This is a genomic window from Mesorhizobium sp. M8A.F.Ca.ET.181.01.1.1, assembly GCF_004792025.1.
In the GTDB taxonomy this organism is placed as follows: domain Bacteria; phylum Pseudomonadota; class Alphaproteobacteria; order Rhizobiales; family Rhizobiaceae; genus Mesorhizobium.
Genome location: NZ_SRTV01000004.1, coordinates 50,789 through 63,446, shown reverse-complemented (window position 1 = coordinate 63,446; position 12,658 = coordinate 50,789). Strand labels below are relative to the sequence as shown.

The window sequence follows — 12,658 nt, the reverse complement described above, 5'->3', positions numbered from 1 at the left end:
TCCGGACCACACGGGTGCGTAGTTGTGGGTCCAATCTGGGAGAAGAAAATGTTCAGTAGAAAATGGATGGCTGCGGCCGCGCTCGGCTCGCTGCTCCTCACGGGCCATGCCATGGCCGAGGACAAGAAAGTCATCGCCATTTCGATACCGGCCGCCGACCATGGCTGGACCGCCGGCGTCGTCTATCACGCGCAGACGGCGGCCAAGGAAATCAACGCGGCCTTCCCCGGTGTCGAGGTCATCGTGAAGACATCGCCCTCTGCGGCCGAGCAGGTGTCGGCGATCGAGGATCTCTCGGCCTCCCGCAAGATCGATGCGCTGGTGATCCTGCCCTACTCGTCGGAAGAATTGACCGAACCGGTCAAGGCCATCAAGGAGAAGGGCACCTTCATCACGGTCGTCGACCGAGGCCTGACCGACCCGACCGTCCAGAGCCTTTATGTGGCCGGCGACAACATCGCCGTCGGCCGCAACACGGCGAAATACATGATCGACAAGCTTGGCGGCAAGGGTGACCTGGTGGTCCTGCGCGGCATTCCGACCGTGATCGACGACGAGCGCATCAAAGGCTTCCAGGACGCCATCGCCGGCACCGGCCTCAAGGTTCTCGACATCCAGTACGCCCACTGGAACAGCGACGAAGCCTTCAAGCTGATGCAGGACTATCTCGCCAAATATCCCCATATCGACGCGGTGTGGGCGAACGACGACGACATGCTGCTGGGCGTGCTCGAGGCGGTCAAGCAGTCGGGCCGTACGGACATCAAGCTGGCGCTGGGCGGTAACGGCATGAAGGATATCGTCAAGAAGGTCATCGACGGCGACACCATGACCCCCGTCGAGACGCCCTACCCGCCGTCCATGATCAAGACGGCCATCTACATGACCATGGCCAACCTGGTTGGCCAGGCCCCGGTTCGCGGCGCCGTCAAGCTGGACGCGCCGCTGATCACCAAGGACAACGCCAAGGAATATTATTTCCCCGACTCCCCGTTCTGAGACGAACGCAGTCAATGCGGGGCGCAGCCATGCTCGCCCACTCCTTTAACGCGACAGAGGACATGATCATGTCAGGCAAGAAAATATTGATGCTCACCGGCGAGTTCACCGAGGAGTACGAGATCTTCGTATACCAGCAGGCGATGGAAGCCGTCGGCCACACCGTCCACGTGGTCTGCCCGGACAAGAAGGCCGGAGACCTCATCAAGACCTCCCTGCACGACTTCGAAGGCGACCAGACCTACACAGAAAAGCTCGGCCATTTTCAGGTGATCAACAAGACGTTCGCCGAGGCGGAAAAGCAGCTCGATCAATACCACGCCGTATATTGCGCTGGCGGCCGCGGCCCGGAATACATCCGCACCGACAAACGGGTGCAAGCCATGGTGCGCCACTTCCACGATACCCAGAAGCCGATTTTCACGATCTGCCATGGGGTTCAGATCCTGATTGCCGTGGACGGCGTCGTGCGCGGCAAGAAGGTTGGCGCGCTCGCCGCCTGCGAACCGGAAGTGACGTTGGCCGGCGGCACTTACATCGACCTCTCGCCGACGGAGGCCTATGTCGACGGAACCATGGTGTCGGCCAAGGGTTGGACAGCCTTGGCCGCCTTCATTCGCGAGTGTCTGAAGGTTCTCGGGACCGAGATCCGCCATCCCTAGACTCGATCGGCGCATTTCAACAATGCGCCGATTTGCGTTGCGGCAAGATGTGCATCCATGCTTCTTTGAAGCAAGCCCTCGGTCGATGAGATCGAGGGCCGCCCTACCAATCAATCGAAGAAGCCGGCATCCTCCGCCAGCAAATACTTCCTGGCCCCTTCGGCATCGATATCGAGGCCGAGCCCCGGTGCCTCCAGCAGATCGACCATGCTGTCCTTCACGATCTGCTTGGGCAGTCCGATGACGATGTCGTTCCACCAGGGGTCCGAGGCGCTGGGATATTCGAACGCCACGTAGTTGGCGGGCAAGGTGGCGCAGACATTGATCAGCGCGCCGAGGCCCAGCAGGCCGTTCGCGGTGCCGTGCGGCGCCATCAGGATCGAGTGCATATAGGCGTGCTCGGCGACCCATTTGAGCTCGGCAATGCCGCCGATGTCGGCAGGATCCGGGCCGATGACGCGCACGGCCTGGGTCTCGATCAGTTCCTTGAAATTGTGCCTGAGGTAAATCTGCTCGCCGGTATGAATCGGCGTCGAGGTCGAGGTGGTCAGTTCCCGATAGGCCTGCGGATTGACCCACGGCACGTAATCGCCGGTCAGCATGTCCTCGAGCCACATCAAATTGTACTTCTCGACCGCGCGGGCGAACTTGATCGCGTCGGGCAGCATCCAGCCCGGGCCGCAGTCGAGTGCCAGGCTGACCTTGTCCCCCAGCACTTCCTTCATCGCGATCACGCAGTCGAGCATGTGGTTGAAACCGCGCTCACTGATCATGCCCTGATCCATGGCACCGTGATAGCCGGCCTTCTTTTGCGTCACACCGTAATGGAAGTCCTCGACGGTGTCCTTCATGTTGGAATGGAACGAGATTCCCTGCTTGACCATGAAGAAGTTCTGCGGCTGCTCCATCATCCATTTTACGTCGGCGGCGTAGTCCTCCGGCCGGTCGCCCGTGCGTTTCTGGCGGATCGAGCCGTTATAGACGCGCACCTTGTCGCGCACCTTGCCGCCGAGCAGTTTGTATGCCGGCACGCCCGCGGCCTTGCCGGCAATGTCCCAAAGCGCATGCTCGATAGCACTGACCGCCGCGCCATAAGGCTTGAACGAGCCGCGCTGGCGGATCTTCAACATGACCCGCTCGACGTCGGTCGGATCCTCACCGATCAGCGCTTCGCGGAAATGCAGCACCCAAGGCTTGAGATAGGTCTTGGTGAACTCGACTTCTCCCAGTCCATAGAGGCCCTCGTCGGTTACGACGCGAACGATGGGATGCTTGCCGATAACGGCACAGCGAAGGTCGGTGATCTTCATGGCGCAGTCCTATTTCACAGACGAGAAAGCTGTCGGCGTGAGCATCTGGCTGCTGATATTGGCAACGATCTGCCCGTCGCGCTCAGACTCGTCCCGGGCCCTGTGCCATGCCGGATCGGTGACGAAAGCCGCCCATTTCGCCTCACGCTCGGCCAGCGATTCCCAGGCGAGGAAATAGGTGAGGCGATTGCTGTTTTCGCCGATCGCCGTGGTGAAAAACCCGGCTTGGCGGATGCCATGCCTCTCCCAGATGGCCAGCGTTTGGTCGGAAAAGCGCTTGAGCAAAGCCGGCAGCCTGCCCGGCAGGCAGTCATAGATACGCAGTTCGTAGATCATGGTTTCGTCCGTTTCTTTCTTCGCCTCTCCCTTGGGAGAGGTCGACACCAATGGTCGGTCGTTGGCCCTGTGAGCCTAGGGGGAATGAGGATAAGGGGTCTGGGCTAACTCCAGGTCCGGTCCCAGCTATATTCATTGTCCCAATGCTCGGTGGATTGCCATATCCCCGTGACACCGGGCTGCAGATGCTGGCTGATCACCTCGTCGACCACATCGTCTATGCCCAGCCCCGGCTTGTCGGGCACGGTGATGAAGCCGTCCTTGACGAGCGGCTTGGGCAGGCCGGTGACGATATCGTCCCACCAGTCGACATCGGCGGAGTGGTATTCGAGCGCCATGAAGTTCTCGGTCGCGGTGGCGACATGCGCGGCGGCCATCGCGGCGATCGGACTTTCGGCCATATGGATCGCCATGGCGACACCGTGATCCTGCGCCATATCGCCGATCTTCTTGGTCTCGAGAATGCCCCCGCTGGTGAGCAGATCCGGGTGGATGACCGAGAGGCCGCCGCTCTTGAGCAGCGGCTCGAAGCCTTCCTTGAGGTAGATGTCCTCGCCCGTGCAGATCGGCACCGTGGTAGCCTGCTGCAATTGCCGGTACTGCTCGGTGTATTGCCAGGGGATCACGTCCTCCAGCCAGGCCGGAACGTATTTCTCGATACGGCGCGACAGGCGTATGCCATCCTGCAGCGAAATGTGGCCGACATGGTCGATGGCGAGCGGGATCTCGTATCCGATCACCGCGCGAACCTCGTGGATGTACTGCTCTAGCAGATCGATCCCCTTTTCGGTGAAATGCAGGCCCGTGAACGGGTGCTGCACGTTCTGCGCGTCATAAGCGAGATTGCGGGCCTTGCGCTCCTCGAGCGTGCCGCCACGGCCGCGCGGATTGGCATGAAACCCTTCGAGCGCGCCGGCAGGCGCGGCCACGGCGCCCGGGACATGGGCGATCTGCATCAAGCCCAGGTCCATCTTGAGGAAGGTGAAGCCCCGGTCCATGCGCTGCTTGAGGCGCTTTCCGGTTTCGGTGCCGCTCGGTTTCTCGGCGTCGGTATCGCAATAGACACGCACCTTGTCGCGGAATCGTCCCCCAAGCATCTGGTAGATGGGGACGCCATAGGCCTTGCCGGCGAGATCCCAGAGGGCGATTTCGACCGCCGAGACGCCGCCACCCTGCCGGCCATGCCCACCGAACTGCTGGATCCGGCGAAACAAGCGGTCGATGTCGCAGGGGTTCTCGCCAAGCAACCGGCTCTTCAGCATCAGCGCGTAGGTGGCGCTTGCGCCATCGCGCACCTCGCCAAGCCCGACGATGCCCTGGTTGGTGTAGATCTTGAGCAGCGCCGAGGTGAACGGCGCGCCGACGATTTCGGCCACCCGCATGTCGGTGATGCGAAGCTCGGACGGCTTCGAGTTGGTGTTGACCCGGTTGAGGGCCTCGTCGGCTCCATCCGTCTTTGGCATGACTTATCCTCGTTGTGGTCGGCGGGGCCTGTCGCCCCGCATGCTGCCGATGACGTTGCTAGCCCAGTTGGATCTCATGGGCTTGCAGGTAATCGCGGTTCATCTCGATGCCGAGACCCGGCCTCAACGAAAGCTTGAGGCTGCCGTTCGAAACGTCGAGCGGCCTGTCGATAAGATGATCGTACTTGCCCAAATTCCACTCCGACGTTTCGAGCTTGTAGAAATTGGGAACGGTCATCATCACCTGCGCTCCCGCAACCACGTTGATCGGTCCCGCGGCGTCATGGGGTGAGACCGGGATGTAGTAGGCTTCGCACAGAGCGGAAATCTTTTTGAGTTCGGTTATGCCGCCGGTCCAGGTGACGTCGGGCATGATGTAGTCGGCGAGCTTGTTCTCGAGTACCGGGATGAAATCCCACTTCGTGTGGCCGCGCTCGCCCCACGAGATAGCGGCGCTGACCTTGTCGCGCACCTGCTTGAGGGCGTTAAGGCTCTCGGGCGGGCAAGGTTCCTCGAACCAGTCGATCTGGCCGGCTTCCTCGAGGCTGCGACAGAGGCGAATGGCGGTGGGGACGTCGAAGCGGCCATGCGCATCGATAAGGATGTCGACATCGGGGCCTGCCGTTTCGCGGATCAGAGCCGTGAGTTCGGCCGCCTCGCGCTCGTCCTTGCGGGTCATGCCGCCATCGAGGTAGCCGTCCCGCTGTTCACGCGACACGCCGTCGGCACCGCGACCCTGGTGGGGGAAAGGATCGAACTTGAGAGCTGTGTGCCCGGACTCGACAATGTCCAGGATCTCGCGGACCACAGCATCCTTGCTGGTGAATTTGGCCTGGTTGGGATGGGTATAGAGCGCGATTTCATCGCGGACCGGCCCGCCCAACAGTTCGTAGATCGGCTTGCCGAGGACTTTGCCCCTGAGATCCCAGAGAGCTATATCGATCGCGCTCACGCATTCGACCGCGGCGCCACGGCTGCCCATATAGGTGAAGCTGCGGAATATCTTGTGCCAGAGGTATTCGATGCGCGCCGGGTCCTCTCCTGTCACCGCGGCTCCGATCTGTCGAAGGATCGTGCACAGCGCGCGGTTGGCGAGCTTGGTGGTGGTGGTGATCTCTCCCCAGCCACTCACCCCCTCGTCTGTCGTCACCTCGACGAACAGGAATTCCCCCCAATAAGAAGCACCAGACTTGATCAGCCACGGCCGAACGCTCGTGATTTTCATTTCAATACCTTTGTCAGCAATGGTCAGCCACGATGTTCCAGACTTGACCCCTGGTCCTATCCGGCCCGAGCGGCGTTGCGCGCACGCATCTGTTCGAGAACATGCCGGCCGGAACCCTCGACATGACGGGAAATGAGTTCGGCTGCCTTGTCTGCCTCTCCCGCCTTGATGAGCGCGATGAGTTCGCGGTGCTCGCGAATGATCGCCGCACGCCGCGCCAGCGTGAAATTGAAGCGCCGGCTCACCGCCCGCAGCACTTCGCGATGCTTCCACCAGAGCTCAGCGGCATGGCGGTTATAGTGCCGCTGGTACATCACGGTGTGAAAGGCGGTGTCCAGTTCACTGTGCCTGAAGGTGTCGGCGAAATTGTTCTCTTCAATCAGCGCCTGGATACGTTCGAGCTCGGCGATGTCCTCGCCTGTAGCCATATTTACGAACCATCGCGTCAGGGCCGGCTCGATCAGCACACCGATCTCGTAGATATCGCGGACGAAGTCCTGATCGATGGGCCTTACACGCGCCCCGCGGTTGGGTGAGAAGATGACGAATCCCTCGCCCCGCAACAGCTGCAGGGCCTCGCGCACGGGATTGGTCGAGGTGCCGTGGCGACGGGCGAGATCGGTGACAACAAGCCGTTCGTTGGCGGCGAGCCGTCCCTCGATGATGTCTTCCCTTATCAGCTCGTAAAGGGAAGCGCCCTCGCTGGAGGCCCCGATAGCGTCGATCCCCGGAGGTGGTTTTGCTTTAAAATCGTTTGTTTCGGCCAAGGCCGGCTCCCCAAATTAATACACAGTCAGTCCGATATCATGCACGGTTTCCATAAACAATGTACGATCTGACGCGTTGACAGGCAATCCGTGATCTGAAAACGTACTAAGTGATCGAGAGGATACACCGTACTGAAAAGCCATCCTCGCGATCGCAGGGCGGAGAACCAGGGAGGATACCTATGACGAGGATCATGCTCGGCAGTGCGGTCCTGCGCGGCACTGTCGTCGGTGTTTTGGCGGCATCGCTTATGTCCACATCGGCGCTGGGTGCGCCGCCGGTCGACCTGAGCAAATGGTCGCCTGAATATGTGCGCTCGATCGCCGGAACACAGGATTTCGACACGGCCGGCGATTGCGCCAAGGTCACCCCGCTCGATTACAAGGGGCGACTGACTTTCTGGTATCAGGGCGTGTTCGAGGGCGATCCCGACCTCCTGCGCCAGTACTACAAGGATTTCTTCGAGACTTTCCGCAAGACCTATCCGAACATCCAGCTCGAGGAACAGGCCCTCACCTATAACGACCTTCTCGACAAATTCCGTACGGCACTGCTGGGCAATGCCGCGCCGATGGCGGTCCGTCTGCAGATCCTGGGTGGTACCGAATTCGCCTCGAAGGGCTATCTGCAGCCGCTCAAGCCGGAGGATGTTGGCTATTCGACCGAGGATTTCTGGCCGGGCGCCATGAAGGCGGTGACCTGGGATGGGGTGACCTACGGCGTTCCAACGAACAACGAGACGATGGCGTTCATCTGGAACGCCGACATCTTCAAGCGTGCGGGCCTCGATCCGGACAAGGCTCCGGCAACCTGGGACGACGTCGTCAAATATTCCAAGCAGATCCACGACAAGCTCGGCATTGCCGGCTACGGCCTCGTGGCTCGCAAGAATGCCGGCAATACGCCCTATCGCTTCATGCCGCAGCTGTGGGCCTATGGCGGCGGCGTCTTCGACGAGGCCACCGCGAACCCGACCTACAAGCAGGTGGAGCTCGACAGCCCGCAGAGCAAGGCGGCGCTGCAAGCCTCATATGACATGTACGTCCGCGACAAGTCGGTTCCGGTCTCTGCACTTACCAACCAGCAGGCCGACAACCAGCCTCTGTTCGTCGCCGGCCAATTGGGCATGATGGTCTCCCACCCATCCGACTACAACGTCATGCTCGACCTCCAGGCAAAGGCGACCGGGACCGACAAGGATAAGGCGCAGACCGTCATCGACAACATGCGCTACGGCCTGATCCCGACCGGCCCCGACGGCAAGCGCGCCGTCGTGTTCGGCGGCTCGAACATTCACATCCTGAAGCCCGAATATGTAGAGGGCGGCAAGGTGGACGAGCCGGCCGCGAAGGCGATGATCTGTATGTGGGCTAGCCCTGAATGGTCGCTGAAAATGGCCTATGCCGGCTCCAACCCGGGCAATCTCAACGGCTTCAAGACCAAATGGATGAAGGAACGCCTGGACCATATCAAGTTCCTCGATGTCACGACCTCGATGCTGCCGTATGGCATCCCGTTCCCGGCGCTGCCGGAGTCCCCCGAGATCATGAACATCATCGTCCCGGACATGCTGCAGAATGCCCTGACCGGAGCTATGACCGTCGATCAGGCAGCGGACGACGCGGCCAAGAAGGTCAAAGACCTGATGGGCGGACTCTAGTCCGGACCTGACCTCCGATCTGGCCGGCTGCGCCGAGAGCGCAGCCGGTTCGTTCCGAAGAACAAGGGCACGCCACAGTGACGATCGTGACCGGCAAGGCCGAGGCTCGCCGAAAATTGCAACCCGGCAGGTCCGGCGTATTGCGGAACATCTGGGCTCATCGCGCCGACTACGCATACGTGCTTCCGGCAATCGCCGTGATGCTCGTCGTCATCGCCTATCCGATCTACTACACGATCGAGCTGTCGTTCTATAAGACGCCGCCCGGCCTACAACTCCGCGACAAGACCTTCATCGGCTTCGACAACTACACCACCATCCTGACCAGTGAGGTGTTCTGGAAAGTCACCTGGAACACCCTGGTCTGGACATTCGGATCGACTTTCATCTCCTTTGTCCTGGGTTTTGCGACGGCGCTGGCGCTGCATCGAGATTTTATCGGTCGCGGCGTCCTGCGTGCCATCCTGATCATTCCCTGGGTGATCAGCGCCGTCGCCGCCTCCTATATCTGGAAGTGGATCTACCATTCGGATTTCGGCATCATAGGCGCGGTACTGGTCGGCCTCGGATTGACCGACCGGCCGCCCAATTTCATCGACAACGTCAGCACGGTGCTGCCCTCCCTGATCGTCGTCAATATCTGGCGCGAGTTCCCGTTTGCCATGATCATGATGATGGCCGGCCTGCAGACAGTTCCCGACCAGTTGTTGCGCGCCGCCAAGGTCGACGGGGCCAATGCATGGCAGCGCTTCTGGCACGTCACCTTTCCGCACTTGCGCAACGTCTCGGTGGTGACGATCCTGCTGCTTGCGGTGGCCAACTTCAATTCCTTCATCATCCCCTGGATCATGACCGCAGGCGGGCCGTCGAACGCATCGCATATCTGGATAACCCATATTTACGAGCTCGCCTTCGGCCGGCAGCGCTGGGGTGTGGCATCGGCCTATTCGGTGCTCCTGTTCCTCATCCTGATGACCCTCGGCTATTTCTACGTCCGTGCGCTGAGCGGCAACGAGCGAAAAGAGGGTGGCGCATGAGCACGATCGCCGAGACAGCCTCTCGAGGCCAGACCCGTCGCCGTATGCGCTTGGACGGATGGCGGTGGGCCGGGCGCATCTTTCTTCTGTTCATGCTGCTCTACACCGCGCTGCCGATGATCTGGATGCTGATCACCTCGATCAAGTCCGGCTTCGCGGCGACGCAATTCCCGCCGCAATGGTGGCCGGACGAGCCTACGCTTGCCAGCTACCAGAAGCTGCTCGATCCGCAGAACAGCGTCGGCCAGGACTTCCTGCGCTTCTTCTGGAACAGCCTGTTCGTGTCGACCGTCACGACAATCCTCTCGGTGATCGTGGCTGTCCCCGCGGCCTACGCGTTTTCGCGCTTCACCTTCCCGGGCCGCAACTTCCTGTTCTTCGCAGTGCTGCTGCGCAACATGTTCCCGGCGGTGATCTTTCTCGTGCCGCTCTTCATCCTGATGCGCGCGATCGGGCTGGTGAACACGCATGGCTCGCTTGTTCTCACCTACCTCACCTTCGGCCTGCCACTGGCAATCTGGCTACTCAAGGGTTTCTACGACAACATTCCGGTGCAGCTCGAGCAGGCGGCGCGCATCGATGGCGCAACACGGTTCCAGGCCTTTATCATGATCGTGATGCCGCTTTCGACGCCGGGGATCATCGCGACCGCGATCTACTCCTTCATCGGCGCCTGGAACGAGTACATCTACGCCTACACCTTCCTCTCCAAGAACGAGCAGCTGACGCTGCCGGTCGGCATCCAGCGCTTCTTCTCGGAAAACACGACGGACTTTCCGGGCCTGATGGCGGCGAGCTTCATGATGAGCGTGCCCGTCGTGGTGCTGTTCCTCGTCCTGCAACGATACTTCGTACGCGCCCTGACAGAAGGCGCGGTCAAGCATTAGGGAGTTGCCGATGGCCCACGTGGTCCTCAAAGATCTCGTCAAGACCTACGGCAACTTCAAGGCCGTCAACGACGTTTCGCTGACGGTCAACGACGGCGAGTTCGTTGCGCTCGTCGGCCCTTCAGGCTGCGGCAAGACAACCACTCTCAATCTCGTCGCGGGGCTGACCCCGATCACCTCGGGCGACATCGTCATCGGCGACCGGGTGGTCAACGACCTCGACCCCAAGGACCGGGACATCGCAATGGTGTTTCAAAACTATGCGCTCTACCCGCAAAAGTCGGTTTATATGAACCTGGCGTTCCCGCTGCAGATGCGCAAACTGCCAAGGGACGAGATCGACAAGAAGGTCAAGGAGGCGGCGCGGGTGCTCGACATGACGCACCTGCTCGAGCGCAAGCCACGCGAACTTTCGGGAGGCCAACAGCAGCGTGTGGCCCTCGGCCGCGCTCTTGTGCGCGATCCCGCCGTGTTCCTCATGGACGAGCCGCTCTCCAACCTCGACGCCAAACTGCGCGTACAGATGCGGTCCGAGATCAAGCGCTTCCACCAGGACCTCAAGGCGACGATCATCTATGTGACGCACGACCAGCTCGAAGCCGTGACGATGGCCGACAAGATGGCGGTGATGAACGGTGGCTTCCTGCAGCAATACGATTCGCCGGCGCAGGTCTTTGCCCATCCGGTAAACATGTTCGTCGCCAGCTTCATCGGCAGCCCGGCGATGAGCCTCATTCCGCTGGAGATATCGACAGCGAACGGCGGCACCGTGTTGACCAGCGCGGAGGGCTGGAGCCTTGGGCTCTCGCCGCGCAACGTCCAGAAGGTCACGAAGGCAACGACCAAAAAAGTCGTGCTCGGCGCACGCCACTCGACGATCAAGCTGCACAAGAGTGCAGTGCCAGGCAGCATCCCGGCCAAGGTCTACACCGTGGAGCCAACCGGAGACGTGACCTTCGTGCAGGCGTTCCTGTCCGGTGCCATCGTCAACGTCAGCGTGCCACCGAACATTGCCGTGACGCCCGACGAGCGGATCTGGCTCGAGTTCGACCAGGAGCGGATGCATCTGTTCGACGGCGAAACCGAAATGGCCCTCGAGGCCAGCTGAGCAGGCGGATGCGTGTGGGACGTGGGTGTGGATGACCAGGAAGCTTAAGATTACCGCGATCAAGCCGTATCCGGTGTGGGTGGGAACGCGCAACCAGATGCTGGTCAAGGTCGAGACCGACCACGGCATCTTCGGCTGGGGCGAGAGCGGCCTGAGCGGCCGCGAGAAGGCCGTGGCTGGCGCGGTCGAGCACTATCGCGAGTTTCTGGTCGGACGCGACCCCATGCGGATCGGGCGGATCTGGCAGGAGCTTTATCGCAGCCAGTATTTCGAAGGCGGCCGCGTTCTGCAGGCGGCGATATCCGCCATCGACATCGCCCTTCACGACATCAAGGGCAAGGCGCTGGGGGTACCGGTCTACGAGCTGCTGGGCGGCAAGCAGCGCGACCGGATCCCCACTTTCGCCTCGACCGGAGACGAGGCCGAGGGCGACGTGGCCATCGAACGGGCCCGCGAACTGCACGCGCAGGGCTGGCAGGCAATCCGCTTCTTTCCCGTCGGGCAAAACAGCAAGGATGTCTTCGAGCCGCGCGAGTCGATCGGCGCAACAGCGACGATGCTGAACAAGGCGCGCCAGGCGCTGGGCGACGACGTCGTCCTCGGCATCGATTATCATCATCGCCTGTCGGTGGCGGAGGCGGCGAGCTTCTGTAACAAGCTCGACCGCGGCGTGCTCGATTTCCTCGAGGAGCCGATACGCGACGAGACGCCGGAAGCCTACGAATCCCTGCGCAAGATGACCGAGATCCCCTTCGCCATCGGCGAGGAATTTGCCAGCAAGTGGCAGTTCCTGCCCTATGTCGAGCGCGGCATCCACCAGTTCAACCGGCTCGATATCTGCAATGTCGGCGGCTTCACCGAGGCGATGAAAGTCGCCGGCTGGAGCGAGGCGCACTATGTGGACCTGATGCCACACAATCCGCTGGGTCCAGTGTGCACGGCCGCGACCGTGCATCTCGCCGCCGCAGTGCCCAACTTCTCGTGGCTCGAGACCAGGGCGCCCGAAGCAAAGCTCGGTTTCGACAATTCCGACTTCTTTCCGGTGCAACCACGGCTCGACGGCCCCGATTATCCCGTCACCGATCTGCCGGGGCTCGGCGTCGAGGTCAACGAAGAGGCGGTCCAGGCGCAAAGCTTCCGTTTCTGGGAAGCGCCCCACCTCAAGCGCCGCGATGGTTCTGTCACGAACTGGTAGTTCCCATT

Annotated in this window: 12 protein-coding genes; 7 read left to right on the top strand and 5 right to left on the bottom strand. The window is 61.2% G+C overall.

Annotated elements, in window-relative coordinates; all coding sequences use genetic code 11:
• Positions 1-48 precede the first annotated feature (48 nt).
• A complete protein-coding gene (locus tag EN824_RS16145) occupies positions 49-999 on the top strand; it encodes a substrate-binding domain-containing protein (RefSeq protein WP_135932494.1) in 951 nt (316 codons plus the stop codon).
• Between the two features lie 68 nt (positions 1,000-1,067).
• The gene (locus EN824_RS16140; protein WP_127275508.1) at positions 1,068-1,661 is read left to right on the top strand and encodes a DJ-1/PfpI family protein; all 594 of its coding nucleotides are present in this window, start codon (positions 1,068-1,070) and stop codon (positions 1,659-1,661) included.
• Between the two features lie 110 nt (positions 1,662-1,771).
• On the opposite strand, the gene EN824_RS16135 is transcribed toward EN824_RS16140, so the two are convergent.
• The 5 genes from EN824_RS16135 to EN824_RS16115 all read right to left on the bottom strand — a co-directional run bounded on the left by EN824_RS16135 (position 1,772) and on the right by EN824_RS16115 (position 6,762).
• A complete protein-coding gene (locus EN824_RS16135; protein ID WP_135864935.1) occupies positions 1,772-2,971 on the bottom strand; it encodes a mandelate racemase/muconate lactonizing enzyme family protein in 1,200 nt (399 codons plus the stop codon).
• Between the two features lie 9 nt (positions 2,972-2,980).
• Positions 2,981-3,307 (bottom strand): NIPSNAP family protein, encoded by a 327-nt coding sequence (locus tag EN824_RS16130; protein ID WP_127275484.1) that lies wholly within the window; start codon positions 3,305-3,307, stop codon positions 2,981-2,983.
• 104 nt (positions 3,308-3,411) lie between these two features.
• Positions 3,412-4,770, bottom strand: a complete 1,359-nt coding sequence (locus EN824_RS16125) for a mandelate racemase/muconate lactonizing enzyme family protein (protein WP_127275485.1) — start codon at positions 4,768-4,770, stop codon at positions 3,412-3,414.
• 58 nt (positions 4,771-4,828) lie between these two features.
• A complete protein-coding gene (locus tag EN824_RS16120; RefSeq protein WP_127870437.1) occupies positions 4,829-5,995 on the bottom strand; it encodes a mandelate racemase/muconate lactonizing enzyme family protein in 1,167 nt (388 codons plus the stop codon).
• Between the two features lie 56 nt (positions 5,996-6,051).
• Complete coding sequence (locus EN824_RS16115) at positions 6,052-6,762, bottom strand: GntR family transcriptional regulator (RefSeq protein WP_127275487.1); 711 nt, start codon at positions 6,760-6,762, stop codon at positions 6,052-6,054.
• A gap of 182 nt (positions 6,763-6,944) precedes the next feature.
• Here EN824_RS16115 and EN824_RS16110 point away from each other — a divergent pair, with 182 nt between their 5' ends.
• The 5 genes from EN824_RS16110 to EN824_RS16090 all read left to right on the top strand — a co-directional run bounded on the left by EN824_RS16110 (position 6,945) and on the right by EN824_RS16090 (position 12,650).
• Entirely contained in the window at positions 6,945-8,423 is a 1,479-nt protein-coding gene (locus EN824_RS16110; protein ID WP_127275488.1) for a sugar ABC transporter substrate-binding protein, read from the top strand.
• A 77-nt stretch (positions 8,424-8,500) separates the two neighbouring features.
• Positions 8,501-9,460 (top strand): sugar ABC transporter permease, encoded by a 960-nt coding sequence (locus EN824_RS16105; RefSeq protein ID WP_127275489.1) that lies wholly within the window; start codon positions 8,501-8,503, stop codon positions 9,458-9,460.
• Positions 9,457-10,347, top strand: a complete 891-nt coding sequence (locus tag EN824_RS16100; RefSeq protein ID WP_127275490.1) for a carbohydrate ABC transporter permease — start codon at positions 9,457-9,459, stop codon at positions 10,345-10,347. Before EN824_RS16105 ends, EN824_RS16100 begins: the two co-directional genes overlap by 4 nt.
• 10 nt (positions 10,348-10,357) lie before the next feature.
• Positions 10,358-11,455: an ABC transporter ATP-binding protein gene (locus EN824_RS16095; protein ID WP_127275491.1), complete on the top strand. Its 1,098-nt coding sequence runs from the start codon at positions 10,358-10,360 to the stop codon at positions 11,453-11,455.
• Positions 11,456-11,486: 31 nt separating this feature from the next.
• On the top strand, positions 11,487-12,650 hold the full coding sequence (locus tag EN824_RS16090; protein ID WP_135864931.1) for a mandelate racemase/muconate lactonizing enzyme family protein: 1,164 nt from the start codon (positions 11,487-11,489) through the stop codon (positions 12,648-12,650).
• Positions 12,651-12,658 lie beyond the last annotated feature (8 nt).